The following is an 18,118-nucleotide window of genomic DNA, read 5'->3' as shown; positions in this document are numbered from 1 at the left end:
ACTTGCCGATACCAAGGGTATCGGCTGCGCGCTCCTCCTGGCATTCGGCTCTTCCAAAGCCCATCGAGACCCCTTCGGGTTTTGTTAGAGACTCTAAGCCTAAAGCCCCGTGAGCGAGCCGGCGACGGCGGGGCTGGTTTTGCGCGAACCCTGCGCTCTTCCCCGCGCCCAGCGCAAGCGCGCGGCCTTAAGACTTTCGCCGATCCCGACCTGCATTTCCCGGCCCTGCGACGCAGTACCACATGCCCTTCGACCTGCTCTTCTTCGCCGCCATGGTGCCGGCCGTCGTCCTGACCGGGCTGGCGAAGGGCGGCTTCTCGGGCATCGGCCTGCTCTCCCTGCCCTTGATGGCCCTGGTCGTCTCGCCGGTGACGGCGGCCACGATCATGCTGCCGCTCCTGATCGCGCAGGATGTCGTCTCGGTCTGGTCCTACCGGCGCGATTTCGACCGCCGCAATCTCGCGACGCTGGCGCCCGGCGCCCTGCTCGGAATCCTCCTCGGCTATCTCCTGGCGGCAAAGGTCTCGGACGCGGCGGTCGTGCTCGCGGTCGGCCTGATCTCCGTCGGATTCGCGCTGCGCCGCATGCTCAGCGACGGCAAGAAGCCAGCGGTCGCCACGCAGGCGAACTGGAGCGCCGGCAGCCTCTGGGGCTTCCTTTGCGGCTTCACCAGCATGGTCGCCCATGCCGGTGGCCCACCCTTCCAGATCTACGTCATGCCGCAGAAGCTGAAGCCCGCCGTCTTCGTCGGCACCGGCGCGGTCTTCTTCGCTGCGATGAATCTGGTGAAGCTCATCCCCTATCTCGCGCTCGGCCAGCTCAACGGCCAGAATCTCCTGGCCTCCGCCGCACTCCTGCCCTTCGCCGTCTCCGCGACCTTTGCCGGGGTCTGGCTGGTCAGGCGCGTTCCGCCCGAACGCTTCTACGGCATCATCTACTGGCTTCTGCTGCTGGTCGGCACGAAGCTGGTCTATGACGGCCTGCGCGACCTGCATCTTTTGGGCTGAGCCCGATCCGCGCGATTGCGCCGCATCGGAAAAAGGGATGGATTACGCGGGAGCGCGCCTGCCGCTAAGGCTTTTGGCGCTTGCGAGGAAGACTCCTGATGACCCGTTCGGCCTATGACACTGATCTCGACCGCAACCCGGCGAACTACCAGCCGCTGACGCCGCTCGCCTTCCTCGAACGCGCGGCCTCGGTCTTTCCCGATCGCACCGCGATCATCCACGGGTCTCTGCGCCGCTCCTATGCCGAGTTCTATGCCCGTTCCCGCCGCCTCGCCTCGGCGCTGGCGAAGCACGGCATCGGCAAGAACGACACGGTAGCGGCCATGCTGCCGAACACGCCGGCCATGCTCGAATGCCATTATGGGGTGCCGATGGCCGGCGCCGTCCTGAACACACTGAACACCCGCCTCGACGCCGCGATCATCGCCTTCTCGCTCGACCATGGCGGCGCGAAGGTGCTGATCACCGACCGCGAATTCTCCAGGACGATCAAGGAAGCCCTTGCCCTCTGCAAGGTGAAGCCGATCGTCATCGACTATGATGATCCCGTTTATGACGGCCCCGGCGAGCGGTTGGGCGCGATCGAATACGAGGAGCTCATTGCCTCCGGCGATCCGGATTTCGCCTGGATCATGCCGTCCGACGAGTGGGACGCCATCGCGCTGAACTACACCTCCGGCACCACCGGCGATCCCAAGGGCGTGGTCTACCACCATCGCGGCGCCAACCTGCTCGCGACCTCGAACGTGATCACCGGCAATATGGGCCGGCACCCGGTCTATCTCTGGACCCTGCCGATGTTCCACTGCAACGGCTGGTGCTTCCCCTGGACGATCTCGATCGTCGCCGGCACCCATGTCTGCCTGCGCCAGGTCCGCGCCAGGGCGATGTACGATGCGCTCGCCGACCATGGCGTGACCCATCTCTGCGGCGCGCCGATCGTGATGTCGGCGCTGCTGAACGCGACGCCTGAGGAGCGCCGCGACTTCCCGCAGACAGTCTCCTTCTTCACCGCCGCCGCCCCGCCGCCCGAGGCCGTGCTGGCCGGCATGAAGCAGGCCGGCTTCGAGGTGACGCATCTCTATGGCCTGACCGAGTGTTACGGCCCCTCCGTCGTCAATGAGTGGAACGACGACTGGAACGCGCTCTCGCCGGCCGAGCAGGCCGCCAAGAAGGCCCGCCAGGGCGTGCGCTACCCCGCGCTCGAAGGGCTCGACGTGCTCGATCCCGAGACGATGCAGCCCGTCCCGCGCGACGGCCAGACGCTCGGCGAAGTGATGATGCGCGGCAATGTCGTGATGAAGGGCTATCTCGGCAATCGGAAATCGACCGAGGCCGCCTTTGCCGGCGGCTGGTTCCATACCGGCGATCTCGGCGTGCGCTATCCCGACGGCTATATCCAGCTCAAGGACCGCTCGAAGGACATCATCATCTCCGGCGGCGAGAACATCTCCTCGATCGAGGTCGAGGACGCGCTCTACAAGCATCCGGCGGTGCAAGCAGCCGCAGTCGTCGCCCGCCCCGACGAGAAATGGGGCGAGAGCCCTTGCGCCTTCATCGAACTGAAGCCGGGCAAGACCGCGACAGAGGCCGAGATCATCGCCTGGTGCCGCGAGCATCTCGCCTCGTTCAAATGCCCGCGCACGATCGTCTTCGCCGAGGTGCCGAAGACCTCGACCGGCAAGATCCAGAAGTTCCGCCTGCGCGAGATGGCGCGGGCGCTGTAGGTTCAGCCAGCCCGGCCGCGGCGTCCCGCAGCCGTCATGCTCGCCCTTGTGGCGAGCATCCACGTCTTGAACACATCTTTCGACCAGCGAAGACGTGGATGGTCGGGACAAGCCCGACCATGACGATGGAAGTCGGACGGCGGAGTCCCTCAGGCCCCGGCGCGGTCGATCCGCCCGTTCGGCGTGATGCGGTCGACCGTCTCCGGCAGAACCTGCGAAAGCCGATCCAGCAATTCATCCCGCGACAGGCCGGTGCGGCGCGCGATCGCGTCGATCACCTGCGGGCCGAGCGCCTGTTCGAGGTCGTCAGGCGCGACGTTCTGGTTGGGGCCGTTCTGCACCCAGGAATCGACCTTGTCGCCCTGCCCGGCCTGCCTGAAGCGGTCGGAAAGCTCGCCCAACCCGCCATTGAGCACACTGCCGATGCCACCGGCACCGAGCAGTCCGCCAAGCCCCCCGAGAAGCCCGCCGCCATCACCCTGCGGTGCGGCGCCCGCCTGGCCCGGCTGCGGAGCTGGCGCTTGCCCCGGCTCCGGCTGGCCGCGCCCGCCGAGCCACTCCGCGATCTTGTCGCGATTCTGGTAGCCCGCGACCGCAACGAGCCCGAGAAGGGCGGTTAGGGACGGAAAGCCGCTGCTGCTGTTGTCGTCACTCACGGCAGTCACTCCATCTGGAGGAAAACACCGGCCCGGAAAGGGCCGGCGCGGAAAAGACTGAACTCAGACCGCGCGGCTGCGGCCGCTGATCGCGCCCCAGACGACCAGCACGATGATGGCGCCGACGACGGCGCCGATCAGCCCGGCCCCCTCGCCCGGCGCATACCAGCCGAGCGACTGGCCCAGCCAGGTCGCGACGAAGGCGCCGATGATGCCGAGGATCGTCGTCAGTATGAAGCCGGCGGGCTCGTTCGAGCCGGGCATGACGAACTTGGCGACGACGCCGGCGATGAAACCGATGATGATGGTCCAGACGATACCCATGGCAGCCTCCCCGCGCGATGCGCGCCCGCTTTCAACCGGCTGTCGCGACAGAAGTTCCCGCCGATTTATGTCAATCCGTTGACGGCGCCTGCCGCGGCCTCCGCCAACGAAAAACCGGCCCTTTCGGGCCGGTTCATCCGCATCTTCATCGCATTCAACGGGCCGCTGGGCCCGCCGGCTCAATGCAAGGTTCGCTCCGGAATGGTCATCCGGACGCGCTCGATCTCATCCTTCAGTTGCAACTTCTTCCGCTTCAGCTCTGCGAGGCTGAGGTCACTGGAAGACGGGCTCGCCACAGCCTGGGCGATAGCGTCCTCGAGTTGACGGTGCTTGCGCTCGAGTTCCGCAAGACGGGTCTGCAACGACATCTGGATCCTCCTGATGAGCGGTTGACGTCCCAATCTGGCATAGAGCCGGCTTCACGTCTTCCCCGCGCCGTCATACGGCATTCATGAGATTCTGTGATCGTGACCGGTCCGTTTCCGGAAAGCCGTGAATAGATGGCTTCCCTAAGCCAGCACCGCCTCGCCCGCACTTGCGGGACGCGGGGCGGCACGCGCATAGTCGCCCCCGATCAAGGCAATGATGAGATGCCCATGGGATTCGAGCTCAGCCCGGAAGAGGTCGAGACCTTCACCTCGGAACTCGCGCGGCTGCGCGAGGAGCATCGCGATCTCGACAGCGCGATCGATGCGCTGGAGCGTGTCGGCTCGATCAACCAGGTCCAGGTCCAGCGCCTGAAGAAGCGCAAGCTCTACCTCAAGGACCGCATCTCCCAGATCGAGGACGCACTGACGCCCGACATCATCGCCTGAAGCGGGCTTTTCCGGCCGCCCCACGCCGATTCGCCCTTGCTTCACCGGCACCGACCGGTCTAGATCGCGCGCTTCCGGAGCCTAGCGCGAGCGCATTCCATGGCAGCCAGCAGCACCCCCGTCGCCATCATCATGGGCAGCCAGTCCGACTGGGCGACGATGCGTCATGCGGCCGAAGCGCTCGAGGCGCTCGCCATCCCCTATGATGCCCGCATCGTCTCGGCCCATCGCACGCCGGAGCGGCTCTTCGACTTCGCCAAGGGGGCGAAGGCGGAAGGCTTCAAGGTGATCATCGCCGGGGCCGGCGGCGCCGCGCATCTGCCGGGCATGACGGCCTCCCTGACGCCGCTCCCGGTCTTCGGCGTCCCCGTCGAATCCAAGGCCCTGTCGGGGCAGGACAGCCTGCTCTCGATCGTCCAGATGCCAGCCGGCATCCCTGTCGGCACACTCGCCATCGGCCGGGCGGGCGCGGTCAACGCCGCCCTCCTCGCCGCCGCCGTGCTGGCCCTCTCCGATCCTGCGCTCGCCGAACGGCTCGACGCCTACCGCGCTCGCCAGAGCGCCGGCATCGCCGAGCGCCCCAACCGGGACGACGCATGAACCCGCCCGTTCCGACCGGCCTCGCGCCCGGCGCCATGCTCGGCATCCTCGGCGGCGGCCAGCTCGCCCGGATGATGGCGCTCGCCGCCGCCGATCTCGGCATCCGCTGCCATATCTTCGCGCCCGAGGCCGACAGCCCGGCCTTCGACGTCGCGGCCCGCCACACCGTCGCGGACTATGAGGACGAGGAGGCGCTCGCCCGCTTCGCCGATGCCGTCGATGTGGTGACCTACGAATTCGAGAACGTCCCGGCCGCGACAGCGGCCTTCCTTGGCGCGCGCGTCCCGCTGCATCCCGGCGCGCGGGCGCTGGCCGTGACGCAGGACCGCCTCAGCGAGAAGCGCTTCGTCTCCGAACTCGGTCTCGCCGTTGCGCCCTTCCGGGCCGTCGACACGCTGGCCGATCTCGAAGCCGCCACGGCCGCGCTCGGCCGCCCCTCGGTGCTGAAGACCCGCCGCTTCGGCTATGACGGCAAGGGCCAGGTCAAGATCGCGCCGGGCAGCGACCTCGCCGAGGCTCATGAAGCGATCGGGCGCTTTCCCGCGATTCTCGAAGGCTTCGTCTCCTTCGTGCGCGAGGTCTCGGTCATCGCGGCGCGCGGGCTCGACGGCTCCTTCGCCGCCTTCGATGTCTGCGAGAACGAGCATCGCGACCACATCCTCGCCTATACCCGCGTTCCCGCAAATCTCTCGGACGGCGCATCGCTGCAGGCGATCGATGCAGCCCGCCGCATCGGCGAGGCTCTCGGCTATGTCGGCGTCTTCACCGTGGAGCTGTTCGTGCTGGAGGCCGAGGGCGACCTCGCCGAGCGCGTCGTCGTCAACGAGATCGCGCCGCGCGTCCATAATTCCGGACACTGGACCAGCGAGGGCGCCCAGACCTCGCAGTTCCATCAGCATGTCCGCGCCGTCTGCGGCTTCCCGCTCGGCTCGACCGCCCGACGCGGCCGGATCGAGATGGAGAATCTGATCGGCGCAAGCGCGCTGCGCTGGCGCGAATTGCTGGCGGAACCCGGTGCGCATCTGCATCTCTACGGCAAGCGCGACGCCCGCCCCGGCCGCAAGATGGGCCATGTCACCAGGGTCTCGGACGAGCGCGCTTGACCGCCCGGCCTGCGCTCACGCCCCAACTGCACGCGGCCCCGCATTTTCAAGGGTTCGCAGCGTGGACAGCCGAAATGAATTCTGCTATCGGCACCCATCTTCGCGCGGTGGGCTCTGCCCTGTCGCCGGCCCCTATTCTTGGATCAACCCGCTAAGGACGGACGTTTCACGTGCAGGTTCTCGTTCGCGACAACAATGTCGATCAGGCGCTCCGCGCCCTTAAGAAGAAGATGCAGCGCGAGGGCATCTTCCGTGAAATGAAGCTTCGTGGTCACTACGAGAAGCCGTCCGAGAAGCGCGCTCGCGAATCGGCCGAGGCCGTCCGCCGCGCCCGCAAGCTCCAGCGCAAGAAGCTCCAGCGCGAGGGCCTTCTGCCCGCGCCGGTGAAGCCCAAGCGCCCCTGATATCCTTCTGGCGGTCCCCAAAGGCCGCCACGACAGGGCCGATAGCGATTTCGCGCCCGGAGCCCGCTCCGGGCGCGTTGTCTTTTCTACGGCGTTAACCAAGTTTTGGCGGGTTTCGGGCGTTTTCTCCGATAAGGCGCTGTCGGTTGGGGAGCGCGATCAAGCCGCGGCGGCCGAGAGGTTCGTCATCTCCGGGGGCATCGCGGCGAGCGAAGCACGGAACCGATGAGGCAGAGCATGATCCGAGGCAGTAACTGGTTGACCGCAGCCGGCATGGCGCTGGCCCTGGCGGGTTGCGACACCGTCTCCAATCTCAGCTCCCAGCCCGCCGTCGCCGAGCTCGACACGCGCGACAGTGCCGATGCCAGCGTCAATATCGGCTCGCTGAGCGACGTCATCTCGCGCAACCCGAACGATCCGGGCGCCTACAACACCCGCGGCGCAGCCTATGCCCGCGTCGGCCGCTTCTCGGATGCGATCGGGGATTTCACCAAGGCGGTCCAGCTCGATCCCAACCTCGCCTCCGCCTACACGAATCGCGGCCTCGCGCTGCGCCAGAGCGGCCGCGCCGATTCGGCGCTCGCCGATTTCAACCGCGCCACCACCGCCAACCCGAACTATGCGCCCGCCTATATCGCCCGTGCCAACCTGCTGCGCCAGCAGGGCAACAGCCAGCAGGCGCTGGGTGATCTCAACACCGCGATCCGGCTCAATCCCGAATCGGCGGAAGCCTTCCATGCCCGCGGCCTCGTCTACCAGAAGGAAGGCCAGCACCAGCATGCCGTCACCGATTTCGACTCGGTGATCGATCGCAACCCCTACACCGCCCCGCCCTATATCGCGCGCGGCCAGAGCCTGAACGCGCTCGGCAAATATGAATCCGCGCAGGAAGACTTCACCGCCGCGCTCAATGTCGACAACCGCAATGCCGATGCCTGGGCCGGCCGCGGCTTCGCCTTCGAGAAGCTTGGCAAGAAGGCGGAGGCGTCCGAGGCCTATCAGCGCGCGCTCGCCATCGACAGCAACAACGCCCAGGCCCGCGCCGGCTCCTCGCGCCTTGGTGGCGGTGGCGGCGGCTTCTTCCGGAGCTGACGGGGATCGCGCGCCACGTCAGGGACGGGCGCCCGCAATCTCTGCGATGGCGCGGCTCTCCGCTCCGGCGAGCCTCCCCGACGCGACCTCGGCCAGGAAGCGCCGGATCTCCCCGATCGAGCCGTATCGCGGCAGGTCGGAATGCCGTCCCGCCGGAAAGCGCAGGAAGCGCTTGGGCGCGTTCGCGAGCTCATAAAGCTGCTGCCCCTGGATGAAGGGGATGACCTGGTCCCGTTCGCCATGCAGCACCAGCAGCGGCGCCCGGACCCTGCCGATGATCTCGTCCGAGCGGAACTGATCCTTCATCACCAGGCTGAGCGGCAGATAGGGATAGAGGCCCTGCGCCACGGACAGCGTCGAGCGATAAGGGGCTTCCAGCACGATTGCCTGGAACGGCACCTCGGCCGCCAGCTTGAGCATCACGCCCGTGCCGAGCGACTCGCCGTAGCCGATCAGCTTTTCAGCCCCGAAACGCGCCGCTGCGGCCCCATAGGCCGCCCGCGCATCCTGTAGCAGTCCCTCCTCGCTCGGCATGCCGGTCGAGCCGCCATAGCCGCGATAGCTGACGGCGACGAGCCCCGTGCCGTCCTCGGTCAGCCCCCGGAAACGCTCGATCCGTCCGGCCCGCCCAAGGTTGCCGGCATTGCCATGGAAATAAAGCAGGACCGGCTTGCCCGCGCGCGGCGGCACCACCCAGGCGACCAGTCGCTCGCCATCGGCCGTGGCGACGCTGGCCTCCTCGGCAGCGACCAATCCGGCCGTGACGATGTCGGCTCGCACCGGATCGCGCGGAAACACGAGCTCGCGCTGCCGCACGTAGAGCGTGCCGAGCACTGCAAGATAGACCGCAAGGCCCAGCAGCAGCACCAGTTTCAACAGACGCAGGACCATGGGGCGCACGGGTTCCGAAAACGAAAGGGCCGGCGATCAAGCCGGCCCTTTGCAGCAATCCGATGACGGGGCGGCGCCCGCTCAGTGTGCCATCGCCTTGACGATCTCGTCGGTGACCTTCTTGGCGTCGCCGAATAGCATCATGGTGTTGGGGCGGAAGAACAGTTCGTTCTCGACGCCGGCATAGCCGGCCGCCATGCCGCGCTTGATGAAGAGCACGGTCTTGGCCTTCTCGACGTCGAGGATTGGCATGCCATAGATCGGCGAGGACTTGTCGGTCTTGGCGGCCGGGTTGGTGACGTCGTTGGCGCCGATGACGAAGGCGACGTCGGCCTGGCCGAATTCCGAGTTGATGTCCTCGAGCTCGAAGACCTCGTCATAGGGCACGTTGGCCTCGGCCAGCAGCACGTTCATGTGGCCGGGCATGCGGCCCGCGACCGGATGGATGGCGTACTTGACCTCGACGCCTTCCTTCTTGAGCAGGTCGGCCATCTCGCGCAGCGTGTGCTGCGCCTGCGCCACCGCCATGCCGTAGCCGGGCACGATGATGACCTTGCCGGCGTTCTTCATGATGTAGGCGGCGTCATCAGGCGAGCCCTGCTTGACCGGGCGGGCCTCGACCGCGCCGCCCGCGCCGGCCGCGGCATCGTCGCCGCCGAAGCCGCCGAGGATGACCGAGATGAAGCTCCGGTTCATTGCCTTGCACATGATATAGGACAGGATCGCGCCCGAAGAGCCGACCAGCGCGCCGGTGATGATCAGCGCCATGTTGCCGAGCGTGAAGCCGATGCCGGCGGCGGCCCAGCCCGAATAGGAGTTGAGCATCGAGACGACGACCGGCATGTCGGCGCCACCGATCGGGATGATCAGCAGGATGCCGAGCACCAGAGAGACCGCGACGATCATCCAGAAGACGGTGTGGCTTTCGCTCTTGATGAAGACCGCGAGCAGCACCAGCAGCGCGATGCCGAGCCCGGCATTGATGCCGTGGCGCTGCGGCAGCATGATCGGCTTGCCGCTCATCCGCCCGTCGAGCTTGAGGAAGGCGATGATCGAGCCGGTGAAGGTGACCGCACCGATGGCGACGCCGAGCGCCATCTCGAACAGGCTGGCGCCCTTGATCGAGCCGACACGGCCGATGCCGAAGGCCTCGGGCGCATAGAGCGCCGCCGCCGCCACCAGCACGGCGGCAAGGCCGACCAGCGAATGGAAGAAGGCGACGAGCTGCGGCATCTGCGTCATCTGCACGCGCTTGGCCATCACGGCGCCGATGCCGCCGCCGATGGCGATGCCGAGGACCACGAGCAGCCAGCCGGAGAAACCGGACGGCGGATAGAACACCACGGTCGTGACGATGGCGATGGCCATGCCGATCATGCCGTAGCGGTTGCCCTGTCGCGAGGTCGTCGGGTGCGACAGGCCGCGCAGGGCCATGATGAAGAGAACGCCGGAGACGATGTAGAGCAGGGCTGAGAGATTCGCGGCCATGGCGATCAGCCCTTCTTCTTGTACATCGCGAGCATCCGCTCGGTGACGAGGAAGCCGCCGAAGATGTTCACCGAGGCGAGGATCAGCGCGAGGAAACCGAAGACCTTCGCCCAGATCGGCCCGTCACCGAGCGCCGGCAGGGTCTCGACCCCGACCGCCAGCAGCGCGCCGACGACGATGACCGAGGAGATCGCGTTGGTAACCGACATCAGCGGCGTGTGCAGGGCCGGCGTCACCGACCAGACGACATAGTAGCCGACGAAGACGGCGAGCACGAAGATCGCGAGGCGGAAGACCGTCGGGTCGACGCCGCCGGTCGCGATGCTGGCCGCGGCCGCAGCCTGGTCGGCATAGCGCTCGGCGAGCTCGGCCGCCTGTCTGGCGAGAGCGGCCGCGTTGCGGGCCTGTTCGAGAGCCTGTTCGGTGGTGGGAGTTGCCATGGTCGGAATTCCTTACGCTCAGGCCTTCGGCGCGAAATTCGGATGGATGACGGCGCCGTCCTTCGTCAGGGCGGTCGCCTTGACCAGCTCGTCGTCCCAGTTCACCGCGAGCTTCTTCTCGGCCTTGTCGATCAGCGTCTCGACGAAGGCGAAGAGGTTCTTAGCGTAGAGCGAGGAAGAGGTCGCCGCGAGACGGCCCGGCACGTTGAGATGGCCGACGATCTTGACGCCGTTATCGGTGATCACGACCTCGCCCGCCTTGGCCAGCTCGCAGTTGCCGCCGCGTTCGACCGCGAGGTCGACGATCACGGAACCGGGCTTCATGCTCTCGACCATCGCCGCCGAGATCAGCTTCGGCGCCGGGCGGCCGGGGATCAGCGCGGTGGTGATGACGATGTCCTGCTTGGCGATGTGGCTGGCGGTGAGTTCCGCCTGCTTCACCTGGTACTCCTTGGACATCTCCTTGGCGTAGCCGCCGGCAGTCTGCGCCTGCTTGAACTCCTCATCCTCGACGGCGAGGAACTTGGCGCCGAGCGATTCGACCTGTTCCTTGGTGGCGGGGCGCACATCGGTCGCGGTCACGATGGCACCGAGGCGGCGCGCGGTCGCAATCGCCTGCAGGCCGGCGACGCCGACGCCCATGATGAAGATGCGCGCGGCCGGCACGGTGCCCGCCGCCGTCATCATCATCGGCAGCGCCCGGCCGTATTCGGCGGCGCCGTCGATCACGGCACGATAGCCGGCGAGATTGGCCTGCGAGGACAGCACGTCCATCACCTGCGCGCGGGTGATGCGCGGCATGAACTCCATGGCGAAGGCGGCGACATTGGCCTTGGCCAGCGCCGCGACCTGAGCCTCGTTGCCATAGGGATCCATCGTCGCGACGACGAGCGCACCGGCCGGCAGGCCGGCGATCTCGCTCTCGCCCGGACGGCGCACCTTCAGCACGATGGCGGCGCCCTTCAGCGCCTCCTTGGCCGTTTTGGCGATCGTCGCCCCTGCTGCCTCATATTCCGCATCGAGGATGCCGGAGGCTTTTCCGGCCCCCGTCTCGACCACGACCTCGGCACCGAGGCCCTTGAACTTGCGGACGGTCTCCGGCGTCGCTGCGACGCGGGTTTCCGCCCCTTGCGTTTCGGCTGGGACAGCAATGCGCATGGCGGGGGCAGGCCTTTCCGGCGTTATGGGGAGACGGTCAGAGCAGGAGCAGCGCGAGCAGCATCAGGACGAGCGAGACGAGCGGCGCGCGCCAGGAGATCGAGGGGGCGGCGATACCGATGCCGGTGCCGATGACCGCCAGCAGCGTGCCGATCAGCGCCGTGCCCCAGGCATGCTTGGTGCCGCCGACGGCGAGCGCCGCGACGATCGCGAGCGAGGCGACGGTCGCGACCTCGGCGAAATGCACGAAGCCGGTGTAGGTCCGCTCGTGCTCGGGATAGTCCATCGCGGGGGTGTCAGCGTGATGGGCGTGGTCGGCCATGGTCTCGATCCTGAAAAAGACGCAGTCTCTTTAAGCCTGTAGCGCACCCGCGACGCACGGGCAACGCGGCAGCTTGCTGCAACCGTGGAGCACCGCGCGGCAACACCGCATGCACCCTTCTTAGCGACGGGATAGAGAAAATTCAATCGATTTAGATAGAACAACCTTCTCTCGTCATACCCATTTTTGAAGCGATTAACGCCAGCATGCTCCGACGAGAGCGCCACCCGGCGGATTCGCCTATGCTTGGATCACTCAAGGGAGGCAGCGGTGAACGATCGGACCAAGCAGGCAGCGAAAGATCACCTGACGGACCTCAACCCTGCCTTGCGCGAGAAGGCGAAGCGCTGGTTCGCCGAGGCACGTGAGCAGACGAAGCGCGATGACGAGGACATCGCCACATGGCGCCGCACGTCCGGCGGCGGTGACGGCGGAAGCGGAAGCTTCGGTGATGACGGCGGCGGTGATTGTGGCGGCGGGGGCGACTGAGCCGCGCAAAGCTACGGCTTCAAGCCCGCCGCGACCAACGCCACCCTCTGCCGCTCGGCGACGCGCTCCATCGAAAACCCTTCGATCTCCGCCTCGAACAGCCGGTGGAAATTCAGCTCGGCATCGAGATGCAGGAAGACGCCGCCGAGCCCGATCGCCGCGCGGTCCATGAAGACGAACTCGCGCGGCACCGTCACCGGCCCGCGAGCCTTCAGTGCCTGATGCACCTGGAACGCCTGCTTGCGGCCATACTCGGCCGGGCTGACACCCTCGGCGATGCGCCTGACACGGTCCTCCAGCAGCGGCCCGTAGATGAAGCGCGCCCAGATGTTCAGGGTATCGACCAGCTCTTTGTTCAGACCTTTGAAGCCCCAGGTCTCGTAGGCATGGACGACGCGGGCCTCCTCGCCATCGCGCAAGCCCTTGTAGAGATCGACCACGCCGCCGACGAAGCTCTCCGGGAAGATGCGGATGCAGCCATAATCAAGCAGGTTGATACCCTCAGGCTCGCCGTCCTCCGAGAACACCGTGTAATTCCCAAGATGCGGATCGCCATGGATGACGCCGTGATGGCTGAACGGGCGCCACCACGCCTTGAACATCGCGGTCGATATCCGGTCGCGGATCACCTGCCCGTCCTGCTTGTGCGAGAGGATCGGGCTTCCCTCCAGCCAATGCATCGTCAGAAGCCGCCGCGTGGACAAGGCCGGCTCCAGCGCCGGCACCCGCACCTCCGGCGTATCCGACAGGATCGCCTGATAGAGCGCGGCGTGCTTCGCCTCGCGCCGGTAGTCGAGTTCCTCGCGGACGCGGGCGCCGATTTCCTTGGCGATCTCGGTCGTATCGATCACCGCGCCCATGCGCCGGTGCAGCGAGAACAGCACCTCGAGCTGCGCGATATCGGCTTCCACGGCCGATTCCATGTCGGGATATTGCAGCTTGCAGGCGAGCGCCGCGCCATCCAGCGTCGTCGCACGATGCACCTGTCCCAATGAGGCCGCCGCCGCCGGCTTGAGGTCGAACTCGCCGAAACGTTCGCGCCAGTTGGCGCCGAGCTCGGCCATCATCCGCCGCTTGACGAAGGCCGCGCCCATCGGCGGCGCCTGCGATTGAAGCTTCTGCAATTCGGCGGCGTATTCCGGCGGCACGACGTCGGGAATGGTGGCGACGAGCTGCGCCACCTTCATGATCGGGCCCTTCAGCCCGCCCAGCGCCTTGGCCAAAGCCTCGGCATTGGTGGCATCGCGCCCCTCGACGCCGAAGAGCCGGGCACCGGCGATCCGGGCTGCGACCCCGCCGACATTGGCGCCGACGCGGGCATAGCGCGCCGCGCGGGCGGAGAATCGGTTGGCTTCGGCGTCGCGTTCGGACATGCGGATCGTGCTTTCGCTGTTCCTGCCCACCTCATGTAGGCGCCGGCAGGCCCCACGCCAATGCGACAAGCCGCGCTAGGCGCGTCCTTGTCATTCCGGGGCTTCGCGCAGCGAAGAACCCGGAACCCACGACTGGGCGAAGCGGCCTGCACAGCACCATACAATGCGTCCCACCCCGTCGTGGGTTCCGGGTTCGTGCCTGCGGCACGCCCCGGAATGACAATCGTATGGCGCTAGGCACCCTGCCCCGCCAGCAGGCAGATGCGCCGCGCGACCTCATAGGAGGTCTCGAAGGCCGGCAGCGGCAGGAACTCGAAGCGCGAGTGGAAATTATGCGCGCCAGTGAAGAAATTCGGCGTCGGCAGGCCCCGCGCCGAGAGCGCCGCCCCGTCCGTGCCGCCCCGCATCGGGATCAGCTTCGGCGCGATCTGCAGTTCGGACAGCGCCGTCATCAGCAGATCGACCGAGCGCCGGTCGTCGCCAAGGCTGTCGGCGATGTTGCCGTAGACATCCGTCACGTCCGAGGTGACGCGCCCGGTCGGGTAGCGCTTCGCGATCTCCGCCGCGACCTCGCCGATCCGCCGCTTGCGCGCCGCGAAGGACGCCCTGTCGAAATCACGGATATTGGCGCGCAGCACCGCCTCGGCCGCATTGGCGACGATCTCGACGAACCAAGTATAGCCCTCGCGCCCCGCAGTGTTCTCTGGCGTTTGCGCCCGGTCGAAGGCGGCCATGTAATCTTGCGCCATCAGGATCGGGTTCACCAGCACGCCCTTCGCCGACATCGGATGGGCGGTGACGCCGGTGAAGACGATCTCCGCCATGGCCGCGTTGAAATTCTCCCAGACGACCTCGCCCACTTCGCAGCTATCGATCGTATAGGCGAAATCGCAGTTGAACCGGGCGAGATCGAGCGCCTTGGCGCCGCGCAGGCCGATCTCCTCGTCCGGCACGAAAGCGACGAGAATGTCGCCATGCTGGTCCTCGGCGCGCAATTCAGCCAGCAGCGTCATGACGATCGCGACCGCCGCCTTGTTGTCGGCGCCGAGCACGCTGGTGCCGTCGCTGAAGACGATTTCGTTGCCCTTGTAGGGGATGATCTCCGGATGCTCGGCAACGCGCAGCCAGATATCCTTCTCCGCATTGAGGCAGAGATCCTCGCCCGCGAAGCGCAGCACCTGCGGCTTGACCACAGGCGACAAGCCAACATCGACCGTATCGACATGGGCGATGAAGCCGATGCGCGGCGCGCCGGGCTTGGTGCCGCGCTTCAGCGCCGTCACCGTGGCGTGGTCGTCGATGACGACATTCTCGAGCCCGAGCGCCCGCAGCTCCTCCGCGAGCAGCTCAGCCAGAACCTGCTGGCCCGGCGTGCTCGGCAGGCTCGTCGCCTTCATGTCGCTCTGGCTCTCGATCGCGACATAGCGCAGGAACCGTTCGAGCAATTTATCGCGCACGCTCACTGTGCCTCTCCCTTGGCCTGTCGCGCCAACCAGCCCCGCACCTCGGCCGCGCTGGCGGGCTGTCCGCCCGCCGCCTCGACCAGGCGGACGCTGTCCGCGATCAATTCACGATTCGTCTTCTCGCAGCCGAAGGGCGCATCCTCCAGCCCGCCGCGGACATGGACGCCCCGCGCCACGGCCGGGCCGATGAGATCGCGGAGATCGACGCCGAGCCCGGCGATCATCACCGGCGCCTCAGGCGCGTCCTCGGCCAGCAGCTTGAGATGCGCCTCCAGCGCCCATTCGCGCGGCGGAAAACCCCACGCGAAGGCATCCGAGAACATCAACCGGTAGATCGGCATCGGCATGCCCGGATAGGCCTTGGCCAGTGCGGCGCCCAGCCGCGTGAAGCCCGGCTCGTAGATCGCATAGCTCGGATGGACCTTGTGGCGCGCGGCCACCTCCATCCCCTCGCGGATATGCTCGCCCGGGTTCTGGTAGATGAAGCCGGCCTCGCCCTGCGGAATGCCGACGAAGGTCGTCCAGTTGCAGGAGCCGGGATCGAGCACGCCCCATTCGGCAAGGCCCCGCTTCGCCAGCTCTTCGAGATGGGTGTAGCGGCCGGAACCGATCATGTCCCCGGCATAGCCGGAGCCGAGAATCGGGATCGTCGGATAGACGATGGCATCGACCTTGGCGCGAATGCCCTCGATCGCCTGCGCATAGAGTTCCCAGTCGTCGCGCTGCCGACCGGTGGCCATGTCGTAGACATGCAGATGCACGATCGCCGCACCCGCCTCGACGACGGCGATGCCATCCGCAACGATATCGGGAATGCTGATGGGAATGCCGGGCTGGCGCTCCTTGCCCCAGGGGCCGTTGATCGCGGCCTCGACCCAGATCGGCTTGCTCACCGGCACTTCCTCCCATCCCGCAATTTTGCGCAGACCGTAAGCTGCTCCGCTCGGGCTTGTCAGCCCACAGGCCGGCTGGGCAGGATCGGCGCAAACGCATGCGAAGACCGGAGCCGATCATGCTCGAACGCCGCGCGACCTATCGCGACACGCTGGACGCCTTCGCCTGGCGCATCCCGGAGCGCTTCAATATCGGCACTGCCTGCTCGGACGCCCATGCCGACGGCAGCGGCAAACCGGCGCTGATATTTGAGGAGGACGGCGGAAAGGTCGCGACACTCTCCTTCGATGAGCTATCGCGCGCCTCGAACCGCTTCGCCAACCTGCTCGGCGCTCACGGCATCGGTCCGGGCGAGCGCGTCGGCATCCTGCTGCCGCAATCGCCGCAGACCGCGATCGCCCATCTCGGCGCCTACAAGCTCGGCGCCATCGCGCTGCCTCTCTTCATCCTGTTCGGCCCCGAGGCGCTGGAGCACCGCCTCGGCCATAGCGGCGCCAGCGTGCTGGTCACCGACGCGGAGAATATCGGCAAGGTCGAGGCGATCCGCGACGCCTTGCCGAACCTGCGCAAGATCTTCGTCGTCGGCGGCGCCGGCCATCTCGATTTCGAGGCAGAGATGGCGAAGGCCTCCAACAGCTTCACCGCGGCAGACACCCGCGCCGACGATCCGGCCGTGATCATCTATACCTCCGGCACAACGGGGAAACCGAAGGGCGCCTTGCACGCCCATCGCGTGCTGCTCGGCCATCTGCCCGGCGTGCAGATGCCGCAGGAATTCTTCCCGCAGGCGAACGACCTGTTCTGGACCCCGGCCGACTGGGCCTGGATCGGCGGCCTGCTCGATGTCCTGCTGCCCAGCCTCTATTGCGGCGTGCCGGTTCTCGCCTCCCGCGCCCGCAAGTTCGATCCCGAGGCCGCCTTCGCGCTGATGGCACGGCACAAGGTCCGCAACGCCTTCCTGCCGCCGACGGCGCTCAAGCTGATGCGGCAGGTCAACAATCCCCAACGCTTCGGCTACGCGATGCGCTCGATCGGCACGGGCGGCGAGACGCTCGGCGCCGACATGCTCGACTGGAGCCGCGAGACCTTCGGCTTCCCGGTCAACGAGTTCTACGGCCAGACCGAGGCGAACCTGCTCGTCTCCAACTGTGCGAGCCTCTACCCGGTGAAGCCCGGCTCGATGGGCCGTGCGGTGCCTGGCCACCGCGTCGCGGTGATCTCGCCCGAGGGCCGCGAGCTGCCTGATGGCGAGCAAGGGCTGATCGCGGTCGCACGACCCGATCCGGTGATGATGCTGGAATACTGGAAGCAGCCCGAGGCCACGGCGGCGAAATTCATCGGCGACTGGCTCGTCACCGGCGATAGCGGCGCACGCGACGATGACGGCTATTTCTGGTTCCAGGGCCGCGACGACGACATCATCTCGTCGGGCTCCTACCGCATCGGGCCGGGCGATATCGAGGACTGCATCATCCGCCACCCTTCCGTGCTGATGGTCGCGGTCGTCGGCGTGCCCGATCCCGTCCGCACCGAGATCGTCAAGGCCTTCGTGCTGCCGAAGCCGGATGTCACGCCGACGGCAGAGCTTGCTATCGAAATCCAGGCCTTCGTGCGCGACCGTCTGGCGGCCTACCAGTACCCGCGCGAGGTCGAGTTCGTGACGGAGCTGCCGCTGACCGCGACCGGCAAGATCATGCGCAAGGATCTGCGCAACCGGGAGATCGCGAGGCAGAAGGGAAACTGAATTCAACCTCCCGGTCATCCCGGGCGGAACGAAGCGTAGACCTGGGATCCATGCCTGAACCTATTCCGGATGGGCTCCGGCATGGATCCCGGATCTGCGCGGCTGAAGCCGCTTGTCCGGGATGACTG

General features: G+C 66.9%; 20 protein-coding genes. 9 read left to right on the top strand and 11 right to left on the bottom strand.

Annotated features, from left to right (window positions below; all coding sequences use genetic code 11):
* Nucleotides 1-242: 242 nt before the first annotated feature.
* The gene (locus AC6RIC_RS07420) at nucleotides 243-1,007 is read left to right on the top strand and encodes a sulfite exporter TauE/SafE family protein (RefSeq protein ID WP_499735684.1); all 765 of its coding nucleotides are present in this window, start codon (nucleotides 243-245) and stop codon (nucleotides 1,005-1,007) included.
* A 98-nt stretch (nucleotides 1,008-1,105) separates the two neighbouring features.
* Complete coding sequence (locus AC6RIC_RS07415) at nucleotides 1,106-2,734, top strand: acyl-CoA synthetase (RefSeq protein WP_499735683.1); 1,629 nt, start codon at nucleotides 1,106-1,108, stop codon at nucleotides 2,732-2,734.
* Between the two features lie 149 nt (nucleotides 2,735-2,883).
* Here the strand turns inward: AC6RIC_RS07415 and AC6RIC_RS07410 are convergent, their stop codons facing one another.
* From AC6RIC_RS07410 to AC6RIC_RS07400, 3 genes are all read right to left on the bottom strand, one after another.
* A complete protein-coding gene (locus tag AC6RIC_RS07410; protein WP_499735682.1) occupies nucleotides 2,884-3,390 on the bottom strand; it encodes a YidB family protein in 507 nt (168 codons plus the stop codon).
* Nucleotides 3,391-3,453: 63 nt separating this feature from the next.
* A complete protein-coding gene (locus AC6RIC_RS07405) occupies nucleotides 3,454-3,714 on the bottom strand; it encodes a GlsB/YeaQ/YmgE family stress response membrane protein (RefSeq protein WP_454655747.1) in 261 nt (86 codons plus the stop codon).
* Between the two features lie 179 nt (nucleotides 3,715-3,893).
* Nucleotides 3,894-4,082, bottom strand: a complete 189-nt coding sequence (locus tag AC6RIC_RS07400) for a YdcH family protein (protein ID WP_199091974.1) — start codon at nucleotides 4,080-4,082, stop codon at nucleotides 3,894-3,896.
* 228 nt (nucleotides 4,083-4,310) lie between these two features.
* Between AC6RIC_RS07400 and AC6RIC_RS07395 the strand changes: the two genes are divergently transcribed.
* The 5 genes from AC6RIC_RS07395 (at nucleotide 4,311) to AC6RIC_RS07375 (ending at nucleotide 7,728) form a co-directional block, all read left to right on the top strand.
* On the top strand, nucleotides 4,311-4,529 hold the full coding sequence (locus AC6RIC_RS07395) for a YdcH family protein (RefSeq protein ID WP_047580734.1): 219 nt from the start codon (nucleotides 4,311-4,313) through the stop codon (nucleotides 4,527-4,529).
* 99 nt (nucleotides 4,530-4,628) lie between these two features.
* Nucleotides 4,629-5,129 carry a 5-(carboxyamino)imidazole ribonucleotide mutase gene (gene purE, locus AC6RIC_RS07390; protein ID WP_499735681.1) on the top strand — a complete coding sequence of 167 codons (501 nt, stop codon included), beginning with the start codon at nucleotides 4,629-4,631 and terminating at the stop codon, nucleotides 5,127-5,129.
* On the top strand, nucleotides 5,126-6,232 hold the full coding sequence (locus tag AC6RIC_RS07385) for a 5-(carboxyamino)imidazole ribonucleotide synthase (RefSeq protein WP_499735680.1): 1,107 nt from the start codon (nucleotides 5,126-5,128) through the stop codon (nucleotides 6,230-6,232). Before purE ends, AC6RIC_RS07385 begins: the two co-directional genes overlap by 4 nt.
* Before the next feature lie 170 nt (nucleotides 6,233-6,402).
* Nucleotides 6,403-6,636, top strand: coding sequence for a 30S ribosomal protein S21 (rpsU, locus tag AC6RIC_RS07380; protein WP_047579559.1), 234 nt, complete (start codon nucleotides 6,403-6,405; stop codon nucleotides 6,634-6,636).
* 237 nt (nucleotides 6,637-6,873) lie between these two features.
* Nucleotides 6,874-7,728 carry a tetratricopeptide repeat protein gene (locus tag AC6RIC_RS07375; RefSeq protein ID WP_499735679.1) on the top strand — a complete coding sequence of 285 codons (855 nt, stop codon included), beginning with the start codon at nucleotides 6,874-6,876 and terminating at the stop codon, nucleotides 7,726-7,728.
* A gap of 18 nt (nucleotides 7,729-7,746) precedes the next feature.
* On the opposite strand, the gene AC6RIC_RS07370 is transcribed toward AC6RIC_RS07375, so the two are convergent.
* The 5 genes from AC6RIC_RS07370 to AC6RIC_RS07350 form a co-directional block, all read right to left on the bottom strand.
* Nucleotides 7,747-8,619 carry an alpha/beta hydrolase gene (locus AC6RIC_RS07370; protein ID WP_499735678.1) on the bottom strand — a complete coding sequence of 291 codons (873 nt, stop codon included), beginning with the start codon at nucleotides 8,617-8,619 and terminating at the stop codon, nucleotides 7,747-7,749.
* Between the two features lie 81 nt (nucleotides 8,620-8,700).
* Nucleotides 8,701-10,107: an NAD(P)(+) transhydrogenase (Re/Si-specific) subunit beta gene (locus AC6RIC_RS07365; RefSeq protein WP_499735677.1), complete on the bottom strand. Its 1,407-nt coding sequence runs from the start codon at nucleotides 10,105-10,107 to the stop codon at nucleotides 8,701-8,703.
* A gap of 5 nt (nucleotides 10,108-10,112) precedes the next feature.
* Nucleotides 10,113-10,547, bottom strand: coding sequence for an NAD(P) transhydrogenase subunit alpha part 2 (locus AC6RIC_RS07360; RefSeq protein ID WP_454655741.1), 435 nt, complete (start codon nucleotides 10,545-10,547; stop codon nucleotides 10,113-10,115).
* Between the two features lie 18 nt (nucleotides 10,548-10,565).
* Nucleotides 10,566-11,705, bottom strand: a complete 1,140-nt coding sequence (locus tag AC6RIC_RS07355) for a Re/Si-specific NAD(P)(+) transhydrogenase subunit alpha (protein WP_499735676.1) — start codon at nucleotides 11,703-11,705, stop codon at nucleotides 10,566-10,568.
* A 37-nt stretch (nucleotides 11,706-11,742) separates the two neighbouring features.
* Entirely contained in the window at nucleotides 11,743-12,027 is a 285-nt protein-coding gene (locus AC6RIC_RS07350; protein ID WP_454655739.1) for an aa3-type cytochrome c oxidase subunit IV, read from the bottom strand.
* A gap of 270 nt (nucleotides 12,028-12,297) precedes the next feature.
* Between AC6RIC_RS07350 and AC6RIC_RS07345 the strand changes: the two genes are divergently transcribed.
* The gene (locus AC6RIC_RS07345; protein ID WP_499735675.1) at nucleotides 12,298-12,516 is read left to right on the top strand and encodes a hypothetical protein; all 219 of its coding nucleotides are present in this window, start codon (nucleotides 12,298-12,300) and stop codon (nucleotides 12,514-12,516) included.
* A gap of 11 nt (nucleotides 12,517-12,527) precedes the next feature.
* Here the strand turns inward: AC6RIC_RS07345 and AC6RIC_RS07340 are convergent, their stop codons facing one another.
* The 3 genes from AC6RIC_RS07340 to AC6RIC_RS07330 form a co-directional block, all read right to left on the bottom strand.
* A complete protein-coding gene (locus AC6RIC_RS07340) occupies nucleotides 12,528-13,889 on the bottom strand; it encodes an ABC1 kinase family protein (RefSeq protein WP_499735674.1) in 1,362 nt (453 codons plus the stop codon).
* A 233-nt stretch (nucleotides 13,890-14,122) separates the two neighbouring features.
* On the bottom strand, nucleotides 14,123-15,352 hold the full coding sequence (gene pepT / locus AC6RIC_RS07335) for a peptidase T (RefSeq protein ID WP_499735673.1): 1,230 nt from the start codon (nucleotides 15,350-15,352) through the stop codon (nucleotides 14,123-14,125).
* A complete protein-coding gene (locus tag AC6RIC_RS07330; RefSeq protein ID WP_499735672.1) occupies nucleotides 15,349-16,245 on the bottom strand; it encodes a beta-keto acid cleavage family enzyme in 897 nt (298 codons plus the stop codon). The genes pepT and AC6RIC_RS07330 overlap by 4 nt, the downstream gene beginning before the upstream one ends.
* A gap of 119 nt (nucleotides 16,246-16,364) precedes the next feature.
* On the opposite strand from AC6RIC_RS07330, the gene AC6RIC_RS07325 reads away from it, so the two are divergent.
* Nucleotides 16,365-17,990 carry an acyl-CoA synthetase gene (locus AC6RIC_RS07325; RefSeq protein WP_499735671.1) on the top strand — a complete coding sequence of 542 codons (1,626 nt, stop codon included), beginning with the start codon at nucleotides 16,365-16,367 and terminating at the stop codon, nucleotides 17,988-17,990.
* The last annotated feature ends 128 nt before the right edge of the window (nucleotides 17,991-18,118 follow it).

It is taken from the genome of Allobosea sp. TBD101 (genome assembly GCF_059817965.1).
The sequence above is the reverse complement of the archived record's forward strand: the minus strand, read 5'-3'. Positions and strand labels throughout refer to the sequence as shown.

Bases quoted from the DNA above. Each gene is read 5' to 3' on its own strand.
- AC6RIC_RS07420 (WP_499735684.1), top strand. From the start codon at position 243: ATGCCCTTCGACCTGCTCTTCTTCGCCGCCATGGTGCCGGCCGTCGTC.
- AC6RIC_RS07415 (WP_499735683.1), top strand. From the start codon at position 1,106: ATGACCCGTTCGGCCTATGACACTGATCTCGACCGCAACCCGGCGAAC.
- AC6RIC_RS07405 (WP_454655747.1), bottom strand. From the start codon at position 3,714: ATGGGTATCGTCTGGACCATCATCATCGGTTTCATCGCCGGCGTCGTC.
- AC6RIC_RS07400 (WP_199091974.1), bottom strand. From the start codon at position 4,082: ATGTCGTTGCAGACCCGTCTTGCGGAACTCGAGCGCAAGCACCGTCAA.
- AC6RIC_RS07395 (WP_047580734.1), top strand. From the start codon at position 4,311: ATGGGATTCGAGCTCAGCCCGGAAGAGGTCGAGACCTTCACCTCGGAA.
- purE (WP_499735681.1), top strand. From the start codon at position 4,629: ATGGCAGCCAGCAGCACCCCCGTCGCCATCATCATGGGCAGCCAGTCC.
- AC6RIC_RS07385 (WP_499735680.1), top strand. From the start codon at position 5,126: ATGAACCCGCCCGTTCCGACCGGCCTCGCGCCCGGCGCCATGCTCGGC.
- AC6RIC_RS07375 (WP_499735679.1), top strand. From the start codon at position 6,874: ATGATCCGAGGCAGTAACTGGTTGACCGCAGCCGGCATGGCGCTGGCC.
- AC6RIC_RS07370 (WP_499735678.1), bottom strand. From the start codon at position 8,619: ATGGTCCTGCGTCTGTTGAAACTGGTGCTGCTGCTGGGCCTTGCGGTC.
- AC6RIC_RS07365 (WP_499735677.1), bottom strand. From the start codon at position 10,107: ATGGCCGCGAATCTCTCAGCCCTGCTCTACATCGTCTCCGGCGTTCTC.
- AC6RIC_RS07360 (WP_454655741.1), bottom strand. From the start codon at position 10,547: ATGGCAACTCCCACCACCGAACAGGCTCTCGAACAGGCCCGCAACGCG.
- AC6RIC_RS07355 (WP_499735676.1), bottom strand. From the start codon at position 11,705: ATGCGCATTGCTGTCCCAGCCGAAACGCAAGGGGCGGAAACCCGCGTC.
- AC6RIC_RS07350 (WP_454655739.1), bottom strand. From the start codon at position 12,027: ATGGCCGACCACGCCCATCACGCTGACACCCCCGCGATGGACTATCCC.
- AC6RIC_RS07340 (WP_499735674.1), bottom strand. From the start codon at position 13,889: ATGTCCGAACGCGACGCCGAAGCCAACCGATTCTCCGCCCGCGCGGCG.
- AC6RIC_RS07325 (WP_499735671.1), top strand. From the start codon at position 16,365: ATGCTCGAACGCCGCGCGACCTATCGCGACACGCTGGACGCCTTCGCC.